This window comes from Martelella mediterranea (genome assembly GCF_004342225.1).
GTDB classification, from domain to species: Bacteria; Pseudomonadota; Alphaproteobacteria; order Rhizobiales; family Rhizobiaceae; genus Martelella; species Martelella mediterranea_B.
The window spans coordinates 1-21374 of record NZ_SMAR01000004.1 but is presented as its reverse complement, the minus strand read 5'-3'; the positions used below and the strand labels follow the sequence as shown (position 1 = coordinate 21374).

Here is a 21374-nt window from a genome sequence, read left to right as displayed (position 1 = left end):
CCGCGACAATCTGGGTGAGACGTTGCGTCGTTCGTGTGTCGGAGGGAGGGCGTAGCCCGACTTGAGGCACACGAACGACGCTTCGCCCATTTTCGGGGTCTGTGATCGCGGTCGGCCCGGTACACTTTTGGTTTTCAGGAATGGAGAACCACCTTTGTGCCAGGGCGCTGGATACCAGAGATAAATCATCGGCGCAGATCGGGCCGCGACGATGATCCAGACCAGAAGCAGGATCGAAAGAAAAGAATAGGCGAAGAGGTAGGCAGGACGCCCCAGCAGGGCAATCAGCCGTGCCCGCACGAGCGGCGCCGGCGGAATGACATGGGCCAGCAGGAAAGCGACAATCGCGAGCAGAAAATTCGTCATGTTTTGGTCCCGTTTCCCGCCGAAAGATAAGATTCATTTTCGATATATGATAATACCGGCAACAGGAAAATACCCGGATGCGGAGCGTCCTCTGCGTTCCGCCGCCACAGCATCCACGGAGTGCGCCCATGCGTCTGACAACCTTTTCCGATTACGCGCTGCGCGTGCTGATGTATGCGGCATCCGCCGGCGACCGACTGATCACCATCGAAGAGACATCGGCCGCCTATGCGATCTCGAAGACACATCTGATGAAGGTCGTGAACGCACTGACCAGACACGGATATCTGGCCAGCGTGCGCGGTCGCTCCGGTGGTTTCCGGCTGGCACTGCCGCCCGAGCGGATCAATCTCGGCGCGGTAATCCGCTCAACGGAGGCCGATTTCGCGCTTGTCGAATGCTTTGCGACCGGCAACCAGTGCGTGGTCACAAACACCTGCAAGCTGCCGGCGATCCTGAACGAAGCACTCACATCCTTCCTCAGCGTCTTCGACCGCTACACGCTCGCCGATATTGTCCTGTCTCCCGAAGCGTTCGGGTTCAGCTCAGCGGATTTCCCCTCACCCTCACGGGACGGAATGGCGGCAGACTTTTCTGACTAGAGTCGTTCAGGCTTGAACGGAAGAAGGCGGGATCAACGCTCCCGCCTTCCGATGATCATGATGTGCACCGAGCATCACTCGGCTTCGATACCGCGCTGACGCAGCCAGGCGCGCAGGGCCTCGATCAGATCGATCCGGCCGAACGGGTAAACGGCGGCCTTGATACCAGCGATCTCTTCCCGCCGCGCGCCCGTAAGTGCCAGGATCAATAGCACACAGATGAAACTGTGTTTTATTTCAATGACTTGAAGATATATTTGGCTGGGGAACCTGGATTCGAACCAGGACTAACGGAGTCAGAGTCCGCGGGTCTACCGTTAACCTATTCCCCAACAACGATGCGCCGCACCGTTTGGTGTGGTGGGCTTATAAACAAAAATACCGGCTCTTGCCAAGGGGCTTTCATTTTTTTTTTGATCTTGTTCCAAATGCCCTGAATCGCACCACAAAACTGATCACAAACGGTCTTCAAGGACGCGAGAATATAAAACCCATTGGCCTCGTGCTTCTGCGCTGCTATGCTTACGTCAACTTGAAAACAAATGATCGTGCCCAGTCGCAAATCGACGGCATTTGTCGAAATTTTGCGCGGCGCAGTGGAAATATAAAGTGACAGACCCCCAGAACAGCGAAAAGCTGTCAGTTGGCGGGGCGCGGACAGCAGATGGCTTCACTGGCGATAAGCCAGGTCGCCGTCGTTCGCGGCGAGGCCGGAAAAACAAGGCCGCCGACGTCTCCGCCAATCCCGGCGGTGCTGCTGCACCGCAGGCCGATGGTGCGAGCGCAACTGACAATCCGCCCCCGAAAGGCAAGCGGAAGAAACGTCGTCGTGGAAAACGTCGCGGCCAGAATCTTCAGCCGCAGGCTGGAGTCTCGTCCGGCGCAAAGCCGGACCATAACAATCAGAATACCACCGATACCGTTGCGAATAGCACTAACACTGGCAGGAACCAGCCTGGCTCACCGCGCAAAAGCAAACGGCGCAGGCGGCGAAACGGCCACAACAACAGACCATCGCAGGCCGTTGCGCTCAAGTCGAGGGATACGGAACAGAACATAACGTCTGCAGGTGACGACAAGCCCAGGCAGACCGTGAAGAACGACGCGTCGCGTTCACATGAAGCGCAGACAGTCAATCCACCCGCTTCAGATCATCAATCCCAACGTCCCCGCATGCCGCAATATGGACGCGGCCGCTCGGATTATGGTGGAAAACCGCTTTATGCGGCGCTTGACCTTGGAACGAACAACTGCCGTCTGCTGATTGCGCAACCGACTCGTAATCAGCAATTCCGTGTGGTTGATGGTTTTTCCCGCATTGTGCGTCTTGGTGAAGGACTGGCAGCGACCGGCAGCCTGTCGCCTGAGGCCATGGACCGCGCCGTTGAAGCCCTCGGCATGTGCGCGCAAAAGCTGAAGGGCCGGAATGTCCGGCGCATGCGCCTGATTGCAACAGAAGCCTGCCGGTCAGCTGACAATGGCGAAGCGTTTCTGAACCGCGTGCGCCGTGAGACCGGGTTGAGTCTTGAGATCATCAACCGGGAAACGGAAGCCAAACTCGCCGTTTCCAGCTGCGCCTCTTTGATTGGCAGGGAAACCCGGGCAGCCGTTCTTTTTGATATCGGAGGCGGATCATCCGAGATTGCCGTGATTCGCCTGGGAGAAAACCGCTCGCAACGCATTGCCAATCATATTTCCCACTGGACGTCTCTGCCCGTCGGCGTCGTCACACTTTCCGAACGCTATGGCGGCCATGATGTAACACCGGCCGTCTTTGAAAAAATGGTTTCCGAAGTCGAAAGTCTTTTGAGCGACTTCAACTGCCCGGCGATTGAAAAAAGCGCCGCAGAAAGTGGCTTTCATCTGATCGGCACCTCGGGCACGGTGACAACGCTCGCCGGTGTGCATCTTGATCTGCCACGCTATGATCGCCGAAAGGTCGATGGTATATGGCTTTCCAACGACGAAGTATCGGCAATGCAGAACAAGCTTCTGTCATGGGATTTTGCCGGGCGCGCAGCAAACCCTTGCATCGGGCCGGACCGGGCAGACCTTGTGCTGGCGGGCTGTGCTATTCTGGAAGCCATTCGGCGTCGCTGGCCAGCACCACGCATGCGCGTTGCCGATCGTGGACTGCGTGAAGGTATACTGACAGACCTCATGATGCGTGATGGCGTCTGGCGCCGGCCGCGTCGCCGCCATAATAACGGGCAGCAGCAGGCGCAGAACAAGGATTAAGAACAGACATGGCAAAGACACCGACACGCACTGGCAGAAAGCTCGGTCAGAAGGTCAAGAAGTCGAAGCTGAAAGCCTCGTCACGCCGTTGGATTGAGCGCCATATCAATGACCCATATGTTCAGCGTGCCAAAACCGAGGGTTTTCGCGCACGTGCAGCCTACAAGCTTCTTGAGATCGATGAGAAACACCATATTCTTCGTGGTGCACGCCGGATTATCGACCTCGGTGCTGCGCCGGGAAGCTGGTCACAGATTGCAGCCAAGGTCACCAATTCGACAGATGACGATGTTCGCGTGGCCGCCATCGATTTCCTGGAAATGGCACCGGTTCCAGGCGTTCGCTTCTTTCAGATGGACTTTCTGAATGACGAAGCCCCGGCCCTCCTGCGTGACGCGCTGGACGGCCCGCCGGATCTGGTTGTCTCGGATATGGCGGCTCCTACGACCGGACACAAGCGGACGGACCACCTGCGGACAATGTATCTCTGCGAAGTGGCGGCGCATTTCGCTGTCGAAACGCTCGCAGAAGGCGGACATTTTCTGGCCAAAACCTTTCAGGGCGGCGCCGAGAACGACCTGCTGACAATGCTGAAACAGAACTTCAGCCAGGTTGTACATATTAAGCCAGCCGCATCACGCTCAGAATCTGTCGAGATGTTTGTGCTAGCCAAAGGCTTTAAAGGTCGCAGCGAAAACGACGCACAAGAGTAAGAATTGCCATTTTCGGCACATGCCAGCAGCCACGTCTTTGACCGGCGTGGAAAGCTGCTGCCCCTTAAGGCATGGTGACGGCGTGTCTACTGCCAGTATTCATCGATCCAGGGAGTCGGACGCACAAACTTGTAAAGCTTCTTCCAGAATGCATCGACCGGCCACTTGCCGATCGCAGCTTCGTCCGGGTCCGGTTTGCCCGTAAAGGCAACAACTTTCGTATTCTCAGGAAGTTTTACCGTTTTAAAGAAATTAAGCGGCCACGACGGCATCAGTGTGTGCTTGAAGCTGACACACCATTCAGAAGGCCAGAAAAGCATCTCATCAATTTCTGCAGAAATATAAACCTGCTCAATACGATACTTTTTCCGGATACGCTCGGCATCCGCCTCGAAATCACGGAAAATCTGCGGATTGGCGCCAACGTTCCAGCGGAAAACAGAGGTATTGCCAATCCCCTGCCCTGGCTGGGTCCAGTTTTCACAGGCGCAGTATTTGCCCGGTGCGAAATCGAACATCGGGTCCAGTGCGCCTGTAATAACGATGTCGAGATCCAGAAACAGGACGTCGCCCGACAAATCAGCCAGCGGTGTCTGCCAAAGCGAAAGCTTGCGCCATGGCGACCAGGCGATCTCATCAGGAATCCGGATTTCGGGAAGCGGATGACACTGTACAGCAGGATCAACGCCCGACGGATCGTCGGTAAAGCAGACCAGCCGGGTTTCCCGAACTGTGTGTCGCTTTATTGAGGACCAGAGCCGGTTCACATAATCGGCGGAATAACGCTGTCCCCACTTCATGCATACAACTGTCTGCAACCCGGCACTCCTGTCAGGATCATCTGAATTCTGGACTGTTCATAGCGGATCGAGAACAGGTGTCAAAGTAAATTGCCGCGTCACATTCGCCCGCGCTTGCGCTGCCATGCCCCCCTTGCTAACGCTTTGCATATGAATTCAGGCAGACCGGAGAAAACCATGAATGCACCGCGTATCCTGCAGCTTCTGCCCGCCTTAGGTGATGGCGGCGTGGAACGCGGTACAGTTGAAATGGCCAACTATCTGAGCCAGCGCGGCATAGAAAATTTCATCGTGAGCACTGGCGGACCTCTTGTTGAAGCTCTGAAGGGCGACAAAAGCCAACACATAACGATGCCGGTCGGCTCAAAGTCACCGCTGAAGATCATCTCAAACGCCAAACGACTGGCGCACCTGATCGACAGTGAAGCGATTGACATCGTTCATGCCCGCAGTCGCGCACCTGCTTGGGCTGGCTACCTTGCCTGTCGCTTTGCCAGACGGGATGTGCATTTCCTGACAACCTTTCACGGCGTTTACAGCCACCAAAACAAATGGAAGCGCCGCTATAATCAGGTGATGCTGAAGGGGTCGCTGGTCGTGGCCAACTCCGCATTCATTCGCAATCACATCATTTCGGTTTACGGGTATCCGGCAGAACGAATCATTGTGGCCAGCCGCGGGGTTGATCCGGAACAATTCAATCCTGCGCTCTTATCGCCTGAGGAGACAGGGCGCGTTCGCCAGGAACTCGGCGGTCAGCCAGACGCACCGCTTATTGTCATTGTCGGACGCATTACCGACTGGAAAGGACATCGCTATCTCGTCGAAGCGCTTGATCTGTGTGCGCGGCGAGATCTCCGGCTCGCGATTGTCGGAAGCGGGGTCGAAAGCGTGATCGAAAATATCAGAGAAATGATTCGCGAACGCGGTCTTGATCATCGAGTCTGCATGGCAGGAAGCCGAAGAGATATACCTGCGGTGATGGCGGCAGCAGACCTTGTGATATCATCGTCGGTGCGCCCCGAAGCTTTTGGGCGCGTGGCGATCGAGGCACAGGCCATGGCGACTCCGATCATCGCGACAGCACACGGCGGAAGCCTGGAAACAGTCATCGATGGTCAAACCGGCTATCTTGTGCCCCCGGCTGATGCCAGCGCAATGGCAGCAGCCATTGAAAACGCACTCGCCGACCCGGCCGCGTTGGCCGAAATGGGGCAAGCCGGACGGCGCAATGTTCTCGAAAAATTCACTATTGAGACGATGCTGAATAATGAATTCTCGGCTTACCAGCGCATCATGCCCGAAGCGCATTTTTGATCATCAAACAAACAAGACCCCAATCCGGGGCCTTATTCGACATATTTACCGGCTCAAAACAACCTGCTGGCCTGAACTGTTGTTTCCTTCGATCCGATTGTCTGCCGTCTTGTATAGGCGGGCTATCGCATAGCCGTTTGCGTCGTTCAGCACCACCTGATCGCCATTGATGCCCCATGACTTCATCGAAGACAGTGAACCGGTACAGCCGCGTGTGCCACCACGCAGACCGTCGCCAAGATTTGTGAGCGTCAGGAACATATCGCAGGAAACCCCGCCTTCATTAACCTTCCAGCTACCGACAAGCGCGGAGCTGGAAATCTGCTGCGCGCCAGCGGGAGCAGAAACATTACCCATGCCACCCGGTGTCGACGGCTGAGAGGGGGCAGCAGGAAACTGGCTCTGCGCATTGCCTGCAGAAGCCGTTCCACCGGGAACAGGTCCCGGCTGATATGTTCCATTGCCAGAGGGCGGCGGCAGTGTATTGCTCTGTACCTGGCCTGTGGGTGCTGGTGCCAACGGCTGTGGCGCCGACTGAGCCGGCTGGCCGCTGTTGTAATAGGAGGTACGCTGACAGCCGCTAACGGCCAGCACAGCACCAATTGCGGCAACGAAAACATACTTATTCAACATCAAGCCGTTACTCCTCAAAATCGCTTTGGCGAATCCCGGTCGCCGACCTTGCTCCACCATATCGGGCAGAAAGTTGGCGCAACAAGGGTGAAACCCCGATAGCAAAACTCTACAGCATCGGCCCGAAAATCAGAATCGATTTTCGGAAAGCACGATGGGTAGATTCAATAAGTTAGAGCGTCCTTTGTGCATCCGAATGGATGCATGGCGCCCTAGCGGCCCAAACCGACTTTTGCCACGCCTGTCGCAAACACCGCCTTCAGCCTTCCATTGCATGTCATTAAAGTGGGAAAAAGCCCATACAACAAGATGAAAGGCGCCACAATTCTGTGACGCCTCTGCGAAAACACTCTCTGCACTGTTGCCGAATAAACACAAAATTCGGCAACCAAACCTTACGCTGCGGGTCAGACCGAGCGCTCGACCATCATCTTTTTGATACCGGCAATCGCCTTGGCCGGATTCAGTCCCTTCGGACAGGCCTGCGTGCAGTTCATAATCGTGTGGCAGCGATAAAGCCGGAAGGGGTCTTCCAGATTATCCAGTCGCTCACCGGTTGCTTCATCGCGGCTGTCGATCAGCCAACGGTAAGCCTGCAGAAGAACAGCGGGTCCCAGGTAGCGGTCACCATTCCACCAATAGGAAGGACAGGACGTTGAGCAGCATGCACACAGAATGCACTCATAAAGACCGTCCAGTTTGACACGATCTTCATGGCTCTGCTTCCACTCCTTCGCCGGCGGCGGGGAAACTGTCTTCAGCCATGGCTCGATCGAACGATGCTGAGCGTAGAAGTTATTGAGGTCAGGCACCAGATCCTTCACCACCGGCATATGCGGCAGCGGATAGATCTTCACAGCGCCATTGATCTCGTCCATGCCCTTTGTGCAGGCAAGTGTGTTGGTGCCATCGATGTTCATCGCGCACGAACCGCAAATACCCTCACGGCAAGACCGGCGAAGCGTCAGGGTCGGGTCGACATTGTTCTTGATGTACAACAGTGCATCGAGAACCATCGGACCACAATTGTCGAGGTCGATATAATAGGTATCGATGCTCGGGTTCTCACCCGTGTCCGGGTTCCAGCGATAAATCTTGAACTCGCGAAGATTGGACGCACCTTCCGGCTTTGGCCAGATTTTGCCCGTCTTGATCTTTGAGTTCTTGGGAAGCGTGAATTCAACCATTTCCTGTTCCTCTCGATCAGTAGACGCGCGCTTTCGGCGCGATCTTCTTGATGTCGATCCCCTCGGCGATCAGATCCTGATGAACCGGGCGGTAATCGAGTTTCACCTCACCGGCTTCACTCACCCACGAAAGCGTATGCTTGCGCCAGTTCTCATCATCACGACCGGAGAATGGCCCGTCGACATAATCCTCGCGGGCATGGGCGCCACGGCTTTCCTTGCGCGCTTCGGCGCCATAGACCGTTGTAATGGCGCATGCCATCAGATTGTGAAGCTCAAGCGTTTCCACGAGGTCCGAGTTCCAGATCATCGAACGGTCGGTCACCTTCACATCCGGAAGCTCAGACCAGATATCCGAGATGCGCTTGCAGCCCTGCTCAAGCGTTTCCTGCGTGCGGAACACGGCAGCATCTTCCTGCATGGCACGCTGCATCTTGTCACGCAGCACGGAAGTTGGCTGCGAACCGTTTGCGTGACGGATGCTGTCAAAACGCTCCATGATCTTGTCGCAGGCGTCGGTATTCAAAGCCGGGATCGGGCTTTCGCGGTCGATCACCTGTCCGGCACGGATCGCAGCAGCACGTCCAAAAACAACAAGGTCGATCAGCGAGTTCGAGCCGAGGCGGTTGGCCCCGTGAACAGAAGCGCATCCGGCTTCGCCAACGGCCATCAAACCGGGAGCGACACGCTCGGGATTTTCAGCATTGGCATTGAGCACTTCGCCCCAGTAGTTTGTCGGAATACCGCCCATATTATAGTGAACGGTCGGCAAAACCGGGATCGGCTCGCGGGTCACATCGACACCGGCAAAGATGCGCGCGCTTTCCGAGATACCGGGAAGACGCTCAGCCAGAATGGCAGGATCAAGATGATCGAGGTGCAGGAAGATATGATCCTTGTTCGGACCAACACCGCGCCCTTCGCGAATTTCCATCGTCATGCAGCGTGAGACAACGTCACGCGATGCCAGATCTTTGGCCGACGGCGCATAACGCTCCATAAAGCGCTCACCTTCGGAATTGGTGAGGTAGCCGCCTTCACCGCGCGCGCCCTCAGTAATCAGGCAGCCCGCGCCGTAGATGCCAGTCGGGTGGAACTGAACGAACTCCATATCCTGCAGGGGCAGGCCTGCACGCGCAATCATACCCGCGCCATCACCGGTGCAGGTGTGCGCCGAAGTCGCGGAGAAGAAGGTGCGACCATAACCACCGGTGGCCAGGACAACCATCTTCGCCGAGAATCGGTGGATCGTGCCATCATCGAGATTCCAGGCAACAGCGCCGGTGCAGACACCGTCATCGTTCATGATCAGATCAAGCGCGAAATATTCGATGAAGAATTCGGCATTGTTCCTGAGCGACTGGCCATAAAGCGTATGCAGGATGGCGTGACCGGTGCGGTCTGCGGCGGCGCAGGTGCGCTGAACCGGCGGTCCGTCACCATAATTCTGCATGTGGCCGCCAAACGGACGCTGATAGATTTTGCCCTCTTCGTTACGGGAGAAGGGAACACCATAATGCTCAAGCTCATAAACAGCCTGAGGGGCCTCCATGGCCAGATACTGCATGGCATCGACATCGCCGAGCCAGTCAGATCCTTTCACAGTATCGTATAGGTGCCACTGCCAGCAGTCAGGCGTCATATTCTGGAGCGATGCCGCAATGCCGCCCTGCGCTGCAACAGTGTGCGAACGGGTCGGAAAAACTTTTGTGATGCACGCCGTTTTGAAACCCTGCTCGGCCATGCCCAGCGTGGCGCGCAGACCGGAACCGCCCGCGCCAACAACAATCACATCATAGGCGTGGTCAACGTATTCGTAGGCCTTGCCGTTCTGTTCGGAAGATGAAGGTGCCATTTGCTCGTTACCCCACAAACGCAATCTTCAGGATGGCGAACAGACAGAGCCCGCCGATCAGGACTGCAAAAAATGTATTGGCCATCAAAGCGGCAAGCTTCAAAGGCTCATTGTGAATATAGTCATCGATGATTTCCTGCATGCCGATCCGCATGTGAATCAGACCTGCAATCACCATCAGCCCCATCAGGACCGCGACGAACGGATTGGTCAATGAGCCAACAACCTGTTCATAAGACGCGCCGGCATTGGCGATGACAAAGATGATGAAGAACAGGAACAGCGGAATGAGAGCGACGGCCGTCAGCCGCTGAACCCAGAAATGTTCGGTGCCCTGTTTTGAGGAACCAAGGCCGCGAACCTTTTTAAGCGGTGTACGCATATCCATTGTGCTCTCTCCTAAACCAGAAGGCCGATGATCCAGAGGACCACCGTGACCGCGACCGACACGAAGGGCAGCGCAATCGCCATCTTGGTCGTGAACTCTTTGCCGAGTCCATGGCCAAAGTCCCAGACGAAATGGCGAAGTCCACCCAGAAGATGATGAACGAGAGCCCAGGTGTAACCAAACAGGATCAAAATCCCGAGCCATGATCCGAAGAACCAGTTGACGCAATCAAATGCGTCCTTGCCCATTGCAGCTGAGATCAGCCAGGCAGCAAGAAGGATCGTGCCGAAATACATCGCTGCACCGGTAATACGGTGGATGATCGACATCGCCATGGTGGGAATAAATCTATAAACTTGAAGATGCGGCGACAGGGGCCGGTTGCTGGTCGGGTTGGCCATCAAAACCTCACAGTGTTTTAAAGGGCGCATTTGAGTGCTCTCTCCCAACTTCAAAACAGTCAGGGTGGCGCCGATGCTCACTGTGGTTTAATCGCCACAAGCCTTTCCGACAAGCCCATTCACCCCAGCAAACCAATTTAATCGGTTTGACGAAAATCACTTTTTCGCCCTTTCGGGGAGAAATAGCCGGGAAGGCGCGGCGTCTGCTGCTGATTCAGTTGAGATTTATTAATTTTCAAAGACTTAACATGATTTAAATAGTCATATTTAAGCTGCGACAAAACGGCTCACATCTTTCGGGCGAATCGCCAGACAGTGGTTTTCTTGATCTCCGAATCTTCCAGCATCCGGGTCACCGGCACCTGATATTCCGCCTGCTTTTCCAGCATTTTTCTTGGACAATAAGCACGCCCGGGATCGCCCAGAAGAACAGTGACACCAGCCGCCTCAAGCCGCATAAACCAGGGAACCAGCGCGTCTGCCCACTCTGAGTCATAGAAGACATCACCCGCCAGAAGCACATCGCAGTCAGGCACGGTGTCCATCAGATTGTCACGGGTGAACGACACGTCCACATCATTCAAAGCTGCGTTGATCCCGACAGCAGAGCCGGACCAGTGGTCAATGTCAGCGGCCAGAACACTTTTTGCACCCGCTTTCACAGCGGCTATGGCGACAACACCGGATCCCGTAGCAAAATCAACAACCCTTTTTCCGGCCACACATTCGGGGTGATCAAGGACGTAACGCGCAAGCCCCTGCCCGCCGGCCCAGGCAAATGCCCAGTAAGGCGGCGGCAGTCCGATTTCCTCAAGCTCTTCCTCCGTTTTCATCCAGAGGTCATGCACCTCGCTGGCCAGCCGCAAACAGATTTCCGGCACATGCGGCGGTGCGAAGATATCGGTATTTTCGAAAATAAAACGGCTGCGGTCGTCCATGAAAAGAAAGCAGAATTATTCGTTATTCGGCAGAAAACTCAGTCTTTTTCAGCGCCCGGCCAGCGCGTGGTTGCCAAAACCCACAGCCCGATGATGTTGCCGAGCGGCACAAAACAAAGCAGCACCCAGAAGCCGGAAAAGCCCATGCGCCGAAGAATGCGAGCAACCGGCCAGCCGAAAATCAGCCACCAGATCAGAAAGGCAATCGCGAGCTGCCAGATGCCCCAGTTGGCCATCATCCAGAAACCGCCACCGTGCTCATATCCGTTCATGACCATGCCTCCGATAAAAACTTCAGGCAGGCTAATCCGACATCGGCGGGTTGTCGAGGCCGCCCATGCGGCAGACTTCCAGCCATTCGTCTTCCTTCACCGGCTGAACCGAAAGCCGCATCGAGGTAACAAGTGACATGTCAGCGAGGGCCGGATTGGCCTTCACATCCTTAAGCGTCACCGGCTTCGGCATATCCCGGACGGCACGGATATCGACGCATTCCCAGCGCGGATCATCCGTGGTCGAGTCGTGATGCACCAGTGCGCAAACTTCACAAATTCCGACGACTTCCAGCCCTTCATTAGAGTGATAGAAAAAGCCTTTGTCGCCAATCTGCATCGCCCGCATATTGTTGCGGGCCTGGTAATTGCGCACACCATCCCACTCTTCGCCTGCCTTTCCCTTGGCTTTCAGCATATCCCAGGAGAACTTGAAGGGTTCGGACTTAAACAACCAGTATGCCATGCGTTTCAGGCCTCCGGATTATTATAGAGCCACTTGAAGGACTTGACATCGACACTTTCAAACAGCCCGGCTTTGCCGTAAGGGTCCTCAGCGGCAATCGCTTCAGCCGACGCCTGATCGACGGCTTCGATCAGAAGCATGGAACCGCAGGGTTTTTCCTCCGCATCCAGAAACGGCCCGGCAATTTTCAGCGTGCCCTTTTCATTGAGCCCATCCACCCACTCCAGATGACGCGGGCGGGTTTCCATGCGGAGATGAATGTGTTCAGGCTTATCCTTACACAAAACAGCAAATAGCATTCTTGGTTCTCCTCTTTTATTCCGTCGTAATCGGTCGGGTCATCAGCTCATCGAGTGCATCGGCAATGCCAAGCTTGCCGTCCAGCACGCGCGCAACGGCATTTGAAATCGGCATCTGAACACCATGTTCTGCAGCCAGCTCATTCGCGACTGAGGCACTGTAAACACCTTCGACCAGTGCCGCGTTCACACTGTCGAAATTGCCTTCAGCCAGTGCCACACCATAACGGAAATTGCGCGACTGCCGCGACGAACCGGTCAGCACCAGATCACCAAGTCCTGAAAGGCCGCGCACTGTGTCGGCCTCCCCGCCCATAGCAACAGCAAGCCGGGACATTTCCGCCAGCCCACGCGAAATCAGGGCCGCCCGCGCGCTTTCGCCCAGCTCGGCGCCTTCAACAATGCCGCAGGCGATCGCCAGAACATTTTTCAGTGCGCCGCCAATCTGAACGCCAACAGGATCACCAGAGGCGTAAATGCGGAACGTTCGTCCGGACAGGATTTCTGCTGTGTCCCGCGCAAGCGCCCTGCTCCTGAACGCCAGCGCCATGGCAATCGGCTTGCCGCGCGCCAGATCAATCGCAAAACCGGGCCCGGAAAGCGCGCCGGCATGATGATGCGGCAGCGTTTCATTGAGAACATCGGTAATCAGCCGGCCGGTGGACCGTTCAATGCCCTTGGAAGCCGAAATAATGACCGCTTCCGGGTTAAGATATGGCGCATAGTAGAGCGATGCGGCGCGCTGGGCCTGTGCAGGCACGGCCAGAACAATGGTATCGGCAGCCTCCAGAACAGATGGATCCATTGTAAAATCAAGCGCCTTTGGGAGTGTTATACCCGGCAGCGCTTTCGGGTGCTCGCGGGTTTCAGCCAGCATTTCCATCAAAACGGCGTTGCGCCCCAGAAGTGTGACTTCGTCTTCACCTTCAAGCGCGAAAACAGCTGCCAGCGCTGTGCCGAATGAACCGGATCCAACGACCACGGTTTTCTTGACGTCACTCATGCTTTTGCACCTTTCTTTCCGCTACCGATCAACGCGGTCGCGGATGGATCCAATGGCCAGCGCGAACGCACCGGCATCGTCATATCATTATCTTGCAGCCCGGCGGCGGCCCGCTCCAGCCCTGCCCAGGCAATCATCACCGCATTATCCGTACACAGCCGCACCGGCGGCGCGACAAAGGAAAACCCTTCGCGATTGCAGAGCGCCGTGAGCATCTGGCGAATAGCGCTGTTGGCCGCCACGCCACCTGCGACCACGAGAGCGGGCATTTCACTCTCGCTTGACAGTCGCTCATCCTTAAAGCGCTTCAGCGAGCGGCGGATACGATCTTCCAGCGTATCGGCAACCGCTTTTTGAAAGGCTGCGCAAATATCTGCAATATCCTGATCAGAAAGCGGCGCCATGGCCTGCGCTGCCTGCCGAACAGCCGTTTTGAGACCAGAAAACGAGAAATCAAGCCGCGCTTCACCTTTCAGCGGTCGCGGCAATGCAATCCGCTTGGTATCGCCATTCTTCGCCGCGGCCTCGACATTCGGACCGCCTGGATACCCCAGACCCAAAAGCTTCGCCGTCTTGTCAAAAGCTTCTCCGAGCGCGTCATCGATCGTTGTGCCCCAGCGCTCATACCGTCCCACGCCTTTGACCAGCACGATCTGCGTATGACCGCCGGACACAAGCAACATGAGATATGGAAAGGAAACACCCTCGGTCAGCCGCGCGGTCAGCGCATGGCCTTCCAGATGATTGATACCGTAAAAAGGCTTCTCCGCAGCATAGGCAACGGCCTTGCCGGTCATGGCACCAACAATCAGTCCGCCGATCAGCCCCGGCCCGACGGTTGCAGCAACACCATCAAGCGCATTCGGTGTCACCTCAGCCTTTTGCAGTGCTTCGGCCAGAAGCCTGTCCATGGCCTCGACATGCGCACGAGCTGCGATCTCTGGAACGACACCGCCGAAGGCAGCATGTTCTTCCAGCTGACTTAAAACCACATCGGCGAGGATCTCGCCACGACCATCCGGATAGCGCGCAACGACAGCGGCTGCCGTTTCATCGCAGCTGGATTCAAGGCCAAGAAAGAGTGTCTTTTTTTCCATCGGTTCTGACGATCGTTTGCGGCCAGCCGCAATCGGAGTTAGAGAGCTTGCGGTAGCAATGGTGGAAGCAGGATGCAAACGAAACCTTACAGGATCGGAACACGCGGCAGCCCGCTGGCGCTGGCTCAAGCTTATGAAGCGCGCGACCGGCTGATGCAAGCCCACTCTCTGCCGCAGGAGATGTTTGAAATTGTGGTTCTGTCCACAAAAGGTGACCGGATTACCGATCGCCCGCTTTCAGCCATCGGCGGCAAGGGCCTATTCACTGAAGAGCTGGAAGCCCAGCTTCTCTCCGGCGAACTCGATTTTGCCGTTCACTCATCCAAAGACATGCCGACAGTTCTGCCGGCTGGCCTCACACTTTCGACATTTCTGCCGCGTGCAGATCCACGCGATGCCTTTATCGGCGGCAAGGTCGACAAGTTGTCCGAACTGCCAGAAGGCGCGGTGGTCGGCTCGTCCTCTTTAAGACGACAAGCCCTGATTCGCCGTCTTCGCCCGGATATCGAGGTCGTGATGTTTCGCGGCTCGGTTCAGACGCGACTGAATAAACTGAAAGAAGGTCAGGTGGACGGAACGTTTCTGGCCAATGCCGGGCTGATGCGCCTTGGTATGGATGACGTTGCCACCGAAGTTTTAAGTGTCCGCGATTTTCTGCCTGCGCCTGCGCAGGGGGCCATCTGCATCGAACAGCGTGAAAATGACAGCCGCATCAGCGACCTTCTGGCGCCGGTAAACGACCGCGATACTGTCGATGCGGTTGCCTGTGAGCGGGCATTTCTGGCCGCTCTCGATGGCTCCTGCCGCACGCCGATAGCCGCCTATGCCCGTTGTTTTAATGAGCGCCTGTCATTTTCGGGCATGATTCTTAAGCCCGATGGCAGCAAAGCCTTCGATATCGCGACCGATGGCATGCGCACAGAGGCCGTCAAGCTCGGCAAATGGGCCGGAGACAAGCTTCGTGAGCGTGCCGGTTCCGGATTTTTCGAAGACTGGTCGTAAGGGAGTGTCGATTTGCGCGTTCTGGTGACCCGGCCGGAGGCTAAAGCCCGCAGAACCTGTGCACGTCTTTCGGCCATGGGGTATCAACCGGTCAGCCTGCCTCTGTTTCAGCCAGAACACTTTGATGCCACCCGGCTCGATTTTCTCAAGCGACGCAACTGGTCGGCCCTTGCGATTACCAGTTCTGAAGCACTTTCGGGCTTCAGCATTGGCGAGGGCCTCGCCTTTTTGGCAGACAAACCGGTCTTCGCAGTTGGGCAGCGCACCGCGTGCATTGCCCGCGGCACCGGTTTTACCCATATCATCACCGGCAAAGGTGACGGGCAGTCGCTGGCCAGAACCATTGCCGGATATCTGCCATCCAGCCCAGCCGCTTCTCCGCTTCTCTATCTGGCGGGAAGTCCACGTGCTCCGGACTTTGAAAACACGCTCCATCAGCTTGGAATCGATTTTGAGACAGCGACTGTCTACGTCATGCAGCCGATTGAATATGCCGCGTATGACCTTGAAAATCTGATGCGAGATCAATCGCCGTCAGCCGTTCTGTTCTATTCCCGCGCTGCAGCTCAACGTTTTTTCTCGCTCAATGTGATGCGGTATATCGCCTCTTCGGAAAAATGCATGCGCCTTCTGTGCATCAGCCGGAAGGTAGCAGAGGCTATTCCCGCTGAGTTTTCGCCAAATATATCCATTGCCCACAGCCCAGATGAGCCAAGACTTCTTGCTCTTTTGGCCGAAACATAGGCGATTTGCGACGTCTAACCGCGTGGTTGAAGTTTTCGCCTGAACAAAACCCTTTTCTAAAAGCACTCTGCCCTCTAACTTATGTTGCAGTAAGCGCAGAAGAGGTAGCAATGGTTTCCGACACGCCGTCACAGCCGCCAAAAAAACAAGAAAACAACGAGGAACACCAGACATCTGCTGAAAATGTGACGCAGGATACGAGTGGATCAGCAGACGGCCCCGCTGCGCCAAAAGAAAATGATGAAGCTGTCAAAACGGCCATGGCTGATGTGGCAGCTGCGATCAAGCGCCATGAAGAACATGGCAGCGAAGACAACCGGGAAGAGGCCTCAGGCGACACCGATGAAGATGATGTTGGCAGCGAAAGGTCAAACGCGCGCCCAGCCCAGGCTTCCGAACATGATGCAGACCAGGACGCCGGAAAAACGGCGGATAAGGATACCTTAGATCAGCAGTCCAGCGTGGAAGAAAAGCCGGAGCGTAACAAAGCGGGACTGATACCGCTTCTCGCCGCTGGCGTAGCTGGTGGCGCCGTCGTCCTTGTTGGCGGCCTGGTATTGCAATCATTCGGGCTTCTGGGTGGCGCCCAAAACGGCAGCATTGAAGCACGCTTCGAAAGCGGCATGAACGAGCTGCGCGAGCAGATTAACGGCATGGCTTCCGGTTCGAATCAGGCGGCCAGTGCCAGCGCCGCCGCAGTGTCACAGTTGCAGGAAGATGTTGCGACGCTTCAAAAGAAGCTCCAGAGCGTCAGCGAGGCTGCCAGCAAAGCGGCTTCGTCATCGGGCAGCGCAAGCGGTGCCTCGCCCGAACTGCAGAAAACGGTTTCGGATCTGGAGGCTGAGATTGCCAGCCTGAAATCTTCGCTGACAAGCGACACCGGCACAGTCCAGTCGTTACAATCTGGCCTATCAGACCTGAAAGGCAGTCTTTCGTCTCAGGCAGATCAGCTCAACGGCAAGATCGCCGCGCTTGAAAAGAAAATCGATCAACCCGGCAAAGACCTCATTGTCGCCCGTGCAATTGCTGCTGCCGGGCTAAGTTCTGCGATTGATCGTGGCGGGAGTTTTGCACGCGAGCTTAAAACCTATCGTCAGGTTTCGCCCGATGACGCAGCGCTTCAGCAGCTTTCCGATATGGCCGCCAGTGGCATTCCGACCCGCGAGCAGCTGACAAGCCAGTTCACCGGGCTAGCAGACAGCATCATCCGGGCGGCGGATCAGCCAGCGCAGGATGAGGGCGTTGTCAGGCGCCTCATCAGCAGCGCGAAAGGGCTGATCACGGTGCGTCCGGTTGGCAACGTTGAAGGCGACAGCACACCGGCAATTGTGGCCCGGATCGAAAATGATCTGAAAATCGGTGAGCTGCAAAAAGCGGCAAACGAATGGAACAAACTTCCGGCAGCTTCGAAAGAGGTTTCCTCTTCCTTTGAAACGGCGCTCAATGCCCGCATTACCGCCGACACACTGGTCGCCAAAACCTTGCAACAGGCCATTGGCAGCATGACCGGACAAGCCGGCCAGCCCGATCAGGCAAACTAGGGAGGAGGCCGTATCATGCTCAGACTGCTTTTCTTCGCGATCATTGTTCTGGCCTTCGGGCTCGGCTTCTCATGGTTTGCCGACCGCCCCGGTGAACTTTCACTGCAATGGCAGGGACAACTGTTCCAGACGCCGCTGACGACCGCACTTGTGCTCCTGATTGCCCTGATTGTGGCTGTTATGGTGATCTGGTGGCTGATAAGTGCCATCTGGACATCGCCGAACAGTGTGCGCCGTTATTTCAGAGCGCGTAAACGCGACCGGGGTTATCAGGCGATCTCAACGGGCCTGATCGCGGCCGGTTCCGGAAATCTGGTGCTGGCACGCAAAATGAGCACCCGCGCACATGCGCTTCTGAGAGCCGATCAGGAACCGCTGATCCATGTTCTGGATGCACAAGTGGCCCTGATTGCGGGCAATCACGATGACGCACGCCGACTGTTTGAATCCATGTCGGAAGATCCGGAGACAGAAGAACTGGGCCTGCGTGGTCTCTATCTGGAAGCCAAACGTCTCGGCGCGGATGAAGCCGCACAACAATATGCCGAGCGGGCCGCCGACAAGGCGCCCTATCTGGCATGGGCCGCACAGGCCACTCTGGAAACACGCACGAGACAGGGCCGCTGGGATGACGCGATCCGGCTTCTGGATCAACAACGCGCCGCAAAAGTCACGAACAAGCAAAAGTCAGCGCGCCTGAAGGCTGTTCTTTTAACCGCGCGGGCAGAAAGCAAACTGGAAACCGAACCGAAAGCGGCGGCAGCCGATGCGCTGCAGGCACTCAAGCTGCGCGATGATTTTCAGCCCGCGGCCATCATCGCGGCGAAAGCTTATCTTGCGCAGGGCAATGTGCGCAAATCTGCCGGTGTTCTGGAAATGGTGTGGAAGAAAGAGCCGCATCCGCAAATCGGTACACTTTATATTCGTGCCCGAGGCGGCGATACGGCTGTCGACCGGCTGAAACGCGCGGAAAAACTGGAAGCTCTCAAGCCCAACAATCCGGTGTCCCTTCTGCTTGTTGCCCGTGCAGCACTGGACGCCCGCGAATTTTCCAAGGCCCGGCAGAAGGCGGAGGCAACCGCCAGGATGGCTCCGCGGGAAAGTGCATTCCTGCTACTGGCTGATATTGAAGAGGTCGAAACCGGCGATCAGGGGCGCGTTCGACACTGGATGGCGCAGGCACTCAAGGCAGAACGGGACCCAACATGGGTGGCTGACGGTCTTGTTTCCGAATACTGGCGCCCGTTCTCTCCTGCGACCGGGAAAATCGACGTTTTCGAGTGGAAGACCCCTTACGGTGAAGTGGAAACACCTTTGGAAGAAGGTACGTCCAGCCGGCTTGATGCCGCCTTAAAAAGCCTCCCCCCGATCGGTGGTGCCAGGCGCGATGACAAGGATACGGTTGAAGAAACCAAGTCTGACAAGCAGCCAGAGACGGCGAAAGTCGTTGAACACGATATCAAAACCACGGAGAAATCCGAAGCTACTGAGCCTGAAAGCGGTGAACCACATCAGGAGCGGTCAACCAAGAAGACCGAAACGCCTGAGACCGCTCCAGAAGCCGAAAATACGCCGGACCATTCGTCTGCCGAAAAGCCCGATCACAGTGAGGAAACGAAGAGATCACAAAAGTCAGAGCCTTCTATAAAAGCTGATGAAGCCGCCGAACCTGAGACCGAACAGGATGATGAGCGGGAAGACCCGGTTCTCTCGCCTTTCGGCGGTCGCTCGCCCGACGATCCGGGTGTCAGCTCTGACGAAGACGTCGAAGCCGAGCGAAAAAAGCATCGCTACTTCTGAGTCGTCTGACGGGATTATTGCCAATCGGTCATTTGACCGGTGTCTTGATTATAATCTATTTCCATATGAAAGACCAGATTTCAGTTTATCGCTAAAACCGCGCCAGACACGGGAACATATATGTTTGATAGAATCAGCAGGTTTCTCCAAGAGATCGGAGACGACAGCAGCCATAAAGATCAGAAGCCTGATGATGCGCGGGTCGCAGTTGTGGCACTTTGCTATCAGGTTATGGAAGCCGACGGTATCGTCAGCGAAAGTGAGCAGCGTCGCCTCAAGGACCTCCTCGAAGAAAAATACAGCCTTCATGGCAGCAAGCTCGATGAGCTGATTGCAGCAGGTGAAACTGCCGGGAATGAAGCTGTTGATTTTTATCGCTTTACTTCGGATGTGAAGCGACATCTCGATGAAGAGCAGCGGGTACGGCTTATCGGGCTGTTGTGGGATATCGCTTATGCTGATGGAAAGCGAAACGAAATGGAAGACAATGTCGTCTGGCGTATTTCTGAACTGATCGGGGTTTCAGGTCGCGAGCGCGTTCTTGAGAGACAGGCTGCGCGCGAACGCGCTCAGATGGACGATGAAGGAGACACCGGTGACGCCGGAAATCAATAAGCACAGAAGACCGATGCTGATCGTGCTGCATCAGGAGCGCTCAACCCCCGGACGCGTCGGTCAGATCTTGATGCAGAAGGGGTTCGCCCTTGATATCCGTCGCCCGGCACTCGGGCAGAAATTGCCTGAAACACTTGCAGATCATAGTGGTGCGGTCATCTTTGGTGGCCCGATGAGCGCCAACGACAACGAAGATTTCGTTCGCCGCGAAATCAACTGGGTTGATATACCGCTGAAAGAAAACCGCCCTTTCCTTGGCATTTGCCTTGGGGCACAAATGCTTGCCCGGCACCTTGGCGCCAATGTTTACGGCAATAAGGACGGATCGGTTGAGATCGGATGGTATCCCATTCGCCCCACGCGTAATGGTCGTCTGATGATGAAATGGCCGTCCATGGTCTATCAGTTTCATCGTGAGGGCTTTGAGCTGCCGCACGGCGCTGACCTTCTGGCCGAGGGCGACCTCTACCCCAATCAAGCGTTTCGCTATGGAAAGCATGCATACGGCGTCCAGTTCCATGCCGAGCTGACCCGGATGATGATGCAAAGCTGGGTCGTGCGCGGCGCAGAGCGTTTTACCTTGCCAAAAGCACAGCCGGGACATCTGCACCTGGAAGGACGGATGTTGCATGACCGGGCGCTGAAAGCCTGGCTCGACGGCTTTCTGGATCATGTCTTCACGGAAGCGAGCTGATTGAAGCAGCAACCTCGGGGTTAGAGCGGTTCCGCCTTTCATGGAAACGCGCAACCGCTCTATCTCTTTGTTTTGACACATTTTCGCGGACGTCAGATGTTTCCATGTGACTGCGAAATGCTCTAGAGCGTCAGGCGCGATGAATGAATCGTATGGGATTCCGTTTTGGTTTGATTTGTGATTCCCTGTGTCAAAGGAGATTTCCGATGACCCGAGCTCTTTCCGTTGACCTCCGTCGCCGTGTGACGGATGCAATCGCACAAGGCAAATCCCGGCGCGCTGCAGCCGAACAGTTTGCGATTTCCGCGGCGACGGCCGTCCGGCTGCAGAAGCGGCTGGATGAGACCGGTTCTGTGGAGCCGAGCCCCATGGGTCGCCCGAAAGGCGGCGGCAAACTCGCCCC

Annotated in this window: 23 protein-coding genes, 1 tRNA gene and 2 pseudogenes; 11 read left to right on the top strand and 15 right to left on the bottom strand. The window is 56.1% G+C overall.

Annotation, left to right across the window (positions count from 1 at the left end; translation table 11 throughout):
• Nucleotides 1–213: 213 nt before the first annotated feature.
• Nucleotides 214–366 (bottom strand): annotated as a pseudogene (locus EDC90_RS03905) (NnrU family protein); the annotation flags it as partial.
• Nucleotides 367–494: 128 nt separating this feature from the next.
• Here EDC90_RS03905 and EDC90_RS03900 point away from each other — a divergent pair.
• Nucleotides 495–968 (top strand): RrF2 family transcriptional regulator, encoded by a 474-nt coding sequence (locus tag EDC90_RS03900; RefSeq protein WP_245510926.1) that lies wholly within the window; start codon nucleotides 495–497, stop codon nucleotides 966–968.
• A gap of 74 nt (nucleotides 969–1042) precedes the next feature.
• On the opposite strand, the gene EDC90_RS21405 is transcribed toward EDC90_RS03900, so the two are convergent.
• Together EDC90_RS21405 and EDC90_RS03895 are read right to left on the bottom strand one after the other, a co-directional pair.
• The gene (locus EDC90_RS21405) at nucleotides 1043–1177 is read right to left on the bottom strand and encodes a hypothetical protein (RefSeq protein WP_281015391.1); all 135 of its coding nucleotides are present in this window, start codon (nucleotides 1175–1177) and stop codon (nucleotides 1043–1045) included.
• A 49-nt stretch (nucleotides 1178–1226) separates the two neighbouring features.
• Nucleotides 1227–1300 (bottom strand) — tRNA-Gln (locus tag EDC90_RS03895).
• Nucleotides 1301–1577: 277 nt separating this feature from the next.
• On the opposite strand from EDC90_RS03895, the gene EDC90_RS03890 reads away from it, so the two are divergent.
• Nucleotides 1578–3206, top strand: coding sequence for a Ppx/GppA phosphatase family protein (locus EDC90_RS03890; protein WP_245510925.1), 1629 nt, complete (start codon nucleotides 1578–1580; stop codon nucleotides 3204–3206).
• 8 nt (nucleotides 3207–3214) lie between these two features.
• Nucleotides 3215–3919: an RlmE family RNA methyltransferase gene (locus EDC90_RS03885; RefSeq protein WP_132308777.1), complete on the top strand. Its 705-nt coding sequence runs from the start codon at nucleotides 3215–3217 to the stop codon at nucleotides 3917–3919.
• A gap of 86 nt (nucleotides 3920–4005) precedes the next feature.
• On the opposite strand, the gene EDC90_RS03880 is transcribed toward EDC90_RS03885, so the two are convergent.
• The gene (locus tag EDC90_RS03880) at nucleotides 4006–4737 is read right to left on the bottom strand and encodes a hypothetical protein (RefSeq protein WP_245510924.1); all 732 of its coding nucleotides are present in this window, start codon (nucleotides 4735–4737) and stop codon (nucleotides 4006–4008) included.
• A 159-nt stretch (nucleotides 4738–4896) separates the two neighbouring features.
• Between EDC90_RS03880 and EDC90_RS03875 the strand changes: the two genes are divergently transcribed.
• Entirely contained in the window at nucleotides 4897–6036 is a 1140-nt protein-coding gene (locus EDC90_RS03875) for a glycosyltransferase family 4 protein (protein WP_165972723.1), read from the top strand.
• A gap of 45 nt (nucleotides 6037–6081) precedes the next feature.
• Here the strand turns inward: EDC90_RS03875 and EDC90_RS03870 are convergent, their stop codons facing one another.
• The 11 genes from EDC90_RS03870 to tsaD all read right to left on the bottom strand — a co-directional run bounded on the left by EDC90_RS03870 (nucleotide 6082) and on the right by tsaD (nucleotide 14575).
• Complete coding sequence (locus EDC90_RS03870; protein ID WP_132308773.1) at nucleotides 6082–6669, bottom strand: protease inhibitor Inh/omp19 family protein; 588 nt, start codon at nucleotides 6667–6669, stop codon at nucleotides 6082–6084.
• A 407-nt stretch (nucleotides 6670–7076) separates the two neighbouring features.
• The gene (locus EDC90_RS03865; RefSeq protein ID WP_132308771.1) at nucleotides 7077–7856 is read right to left on the bottom strand and encodes a succinate dehydrogenase iron-sulfur subunit; all 780 of its coding nucleotides are present in this window, start codon (nucleotides 7854–7856) and stop codon (nucleotides 7077–7079) included.
• A gap of 16 nt (nucleotides 7857–7872) precedes the next feature.
• Nucleotides 7873–9711 carry a succinate dehydrogenase flavoprotein subunit gene (sdhA, locus tag EDC90_RS03860; protein WP_132308769.1) on the bottom strand — a complete coding sequence of 613 codons (1839 nt, stop codon included), beginning with the start codon at nucleotides 9709–9711 and terminating at the stop codon, nucleotides 7873–7875.
• A 7-nt stretch (nucleotides 9712–9718) separates the two neighbouring features.
• Nucleotides 9719–10099, bottom strand: coding sequence for a succinate dehydrogenase, hydrophobic membrane anchor protein (sdhD, locus tag EDC90_RS03855; RefSeq protein ID WP_132308767.1), 381 nt, complete (start codon nucleotides 10097–10099; stop codon nucleotides 9719–9721).
• 11 nt (nucleotides 10100–10110) lie between these two features.
• Nucleotides 10111–10500, bottom strand: coding sequence for a succinate dehydrogenase, cytochrome b556 subunit (sdhC, locus tag EDC90_RS03850; protein ID WP_132309084.1), 390 nt, complete (start codon nucleotides 10498–10500; stop codon nucleotides 10111–10113).
• A gap of 287 nt (nucleotides 10501–10787) precedes the next feature.
• A complete protein-coding gene (locus EDC90_RS03845) occupies nucleotides 10788–11438 on the bottom strand; it encodes a class I SAM-dependent methyltransferase (RefSeq protein ID WP_132308765.1) in 651 nt (216 codons plus the stop codon).
• Between the two features lie 38 nt (nucleotides 11439–11476).
• Nucleotides 11477–11710, bottom strand: a complete 234-nt coding sequence (locus EDC90_RS03840; protein ID WP_245510923.1) for a hypothetical protein — start codon at nucleotides 11708–11710, stop codon at nucleotides 11477–11479.
• Nucleotides 11711–11741: 31 nt separating this feature from the next.
• Nucleotides 11742–12176 (bottom strand): EVE domain-containing protein, encoded by a 435-nt coding sequence (locus EDC90_RS03835; protein WP_132308763.1) that lies wholly within the window; start codon nucleotides 12174–12176, stop codon nucleotides 11742–11744.
• Nucleotides 12177–12181: 5 nt separating this feature from the next.
• The gene (locus EDC90_RS03830) at nucleotides 12182–12475 is read right to left on the bottom strand and encodes a YciI family protein (protein WP_132308761.1); all 294 of its coding nucleotides are present in this window, start codon (nucleotides 12473–12475) and stop codon (nucleotides 12182–12184) included.
• Between the two features lie 16 nt (nucleotides 12476–12491).
• Nucleotides 12492–13478, bottom strand: a complete 987-nt coding sequence (locus EDC90_RS03825) for an NAD(P)H-dependent glycerol-3-phosphate dehydrogenase (RefSeq protein WP_132308759.1) — start codon at nucleotides 13476–13478, stop codon at nucleotides 12492–12494.
• The gene (gene tsaD / locus EDC90_RS03820) at nucleotides 13475–14575 is read right to left on the bottom strand and encodes a tRNA (adenosine(37)-N6)-threonylcarbamoyltransferase complex transferase subunit TsaD (protein WP_132308757.1); all 1101 of its coding nucleotides are present in this window, start codon (nucleotides 14573–14575) and stop codon (nucleotides 13475–13477) included. Before tsaD ends, EDC90_RS03825 begins: the two co-directional genes overlap by 4 nt.
• Before the next feature lie 72 nt (nucleotides 14576–14647).
• Here tsaD and hemC point away from each other — a divergent pair, with 72 nt between their 5' ends.
• From hemC to EDC90_RS03785, 7 genes and pseudogenes are all read left to right on the top strand, one after another.
• Nucleotides 14648–15577 carry a hydroxymethylbilane synthase gene (gene hemC, locus EDC90_RS03815; protein ID WP_132308755.1) on the top strand — a complete coding sequence of 310 codons (930 nt, stop codon included), beginning with the start codon at nucleotides 14648–14650 and terminating at the stop codon, nucleotides 15575–15577.
• Between the two features lie 12 nt (nucleotides 15578–15589).
• Nucleotides 15590–16321, top strand: coding sequence for a uroporphyrinogen-III synthase (locus EDC90_RS03810; protein ID WP_132308753.1), 732 nt, complete (start codon nucleotides 15590–15592; stop codon nucleotides 16319–16321).
• 110 nt (nucleotides 16322–16431) lie between these two features.
• Nucleotides 16432–17862, top strand: coding sequence for a COG4223 family protein (locus EDC90_RS03805; RefSeq protein ID WP_132308751.1), 1431 nt, complete (start codon nucleotides 16432–16434; stop codon nucleotides 17860–17862).
• A gap of 15 nt (nucleotides 17863–17877) precedes the next feature.
• Nucleotides 17878–19662: a heme biosynthesis protein HemY gene (locus EDC90_RS03800; RefSeq protein ID WP_132308749.1), complete on the top strand. Its 1785-nt coding sequence runs from the start codon at nucleotides 17878–17880 to the stop codon at nucleotides 19660–19662.
• A 120-nt stretch (nucleotides 19663–19782) separates the two neighbouring features.
• Nucleotides 19783–20277: a TerB family tellurite resistance protein gene (locus tag EDC90_RS03795; RefSeq protein WP_132308747.1), complete on the top strand. Its 495-nt coding sequence runs from the start codon at nucleotides 19783–19785 to the stop codon at nucleotides 20275–20277.
• Nucleotides 20243–20971 (top strand): glutamine amidotransferase, encoded by a 729-nt coding sequence (locus EDC90_RS03790; RefSeq protein WP_132308745.1) that lies wholly within the window; start codon nucleotides 20243–20245, stop codon nucleotides 20969–20971. Before EDC90_RS03795 ends, EDC90_RS03790 begins: the two co-directional genes overlap by 35 nt.
• Nucleotides 20972–21177: 206 nt before the next feature.
• Nucleotides 21178–21374, top strand: a pseudogene (locus EDC90_RS03785) (helix-turn-helix domain-containing protein); the annotation flags it as partial.

Excerpts from the sequence above, each read along its gene's own strand:
- EDC90_RS03870 (WP_132308773.1), bottom strand. The coding sequence starts at position 6,669 with ATGTTGAATAAGTATGTTTTCGTTGCCGCAATTGGTGCTGTGCTGGCC.
- hemC (WP_132308755.1), top strand. The coding sequence starts at position 14,648 with ATGCAAACGAAACCTTACAGGATCGGAACACGCGGCAGCCCGCTGGCG.
- EDC90_RS03795 (WP_132308747.1), top strand. The coding sequence starts at position 19,783 with ATGTTTGATAGAATCAGCAGGTTTCTCCAAGAGATCGGAGACGACAGC.
- EDC90_RS03900 (WP_245510926.1), top strand. The coding sequence starts at position 495 with ATGCGTCTGACAACCTTTTCCGATTACGCGCTGCGCGTGCTGATGTAT.
- sdhD (WP_132308767.1), bottom strand. The coding sequence starts at position 10,099 with ATGGATATGCGTACACCGCTTAAAAAGGTTCGCGGCCTTGGTTCCTCA.
- tsaD (WP_132308757.1), bottom strand. The coding sequence starts at position 14,575 with ATGGAAAAAAAGACACTCTTTCTTGGCCTTGAATCCAGCTGCGATGAA.
- EDC90_RS03800 (WP_132308749.1), top strand. The coding sequence starts at position 17,878 with ATGCTCAGACTGCTTTTCTTCGCGATCATTGTTCTGGCCTTCGGGCTC.
- EDC90_RS03825 (WP_132308759.1), bottom strand. The coding sequence starts at position 13,478 with ATGAGTGACGTCAAGAAAACCGTGGTCGTTGGATCCGGTTCATTCGGC.
- EDC90_RS03835 (WP_132308763.1), bottom strand. The coding sequence starts at position 12,176 with ATGGCATACTGGTTGTTTAAGTCCGAACCCTTCAAGTTCTCCTGGGAT.
- EDC90_RS03885 (WP_132308777.1), top strand. The coding sequence starts at position 3,215 with ATGGCAAAGACACCGACACGCACTGGCAGAAAGCTCGGTCAGAAGGTC.
- sdhA (WP_132308769.1), bottom strand. The coding sequence starts at position 9,711 with ATGGCACCTTCATCTTCCGAACAGAACGGCAAGGCCTACGAATACGTT.
- EDC90_RS03865 (WP_132308771.1), bottom strand. The coding sequence starts at position 7,856 with ATGGTTGAATTCACGCTTCCCAAGAACTCAAAGATCAAGACGGGCAAA.
- EDC90_RS03830 (WP_132308761.1), bottom strand. The coding sequence starts at position 12,475 with ATGCTATTTGCTGTTTTGTGTAAGGATAAGCCTGAACACATTCATCTC.
- sdhC (WP_132309084.1), bottom strand. The coding sequence starts at position 10,500 with ATGGCCAACCCGACCAGCAACCGGCCCCTGTCGCCGCATCTTCAAGTT.
- EDC90_RS03840 (WP_245510923.1), bottom strand. The coding sequence starts at position 11,710 with ATGAACGGATATGAGCACGGTGGCGGTTTCTGGATGATGGCCAACTGG.
- EDC90_RS03845 (WP_132308765.1), bottom strand. The coding sequence starts at position 11,438 with ATGGACGACCGCAGCCGTTTTATTTTCGAAAATACCGATATCTTCGCA.
- EDC90_RS03805 (WP_132308751.1), top strand. The coding sequence starts at position 16,432 with ATGGTTTCCGACACGCCGTCACAGCCGCCAAAAAAACAAGAAAACAAC.
- EDC90_RS03875 (WP_165972723.1), top strand. The coding sequence starts at position 4,897 with ATGAATGCACCGCGTATCCTGCAGCTTCTGCCCGCCTTAGGTGATGGC.
- EDC90_RS03790 (WP_132308745.1), top strand. The coding sequence starts at position 20,243 with ATGAAGGAGACACCGGTGACGCCGGAAATCAATAAGCACAGAAGACCG.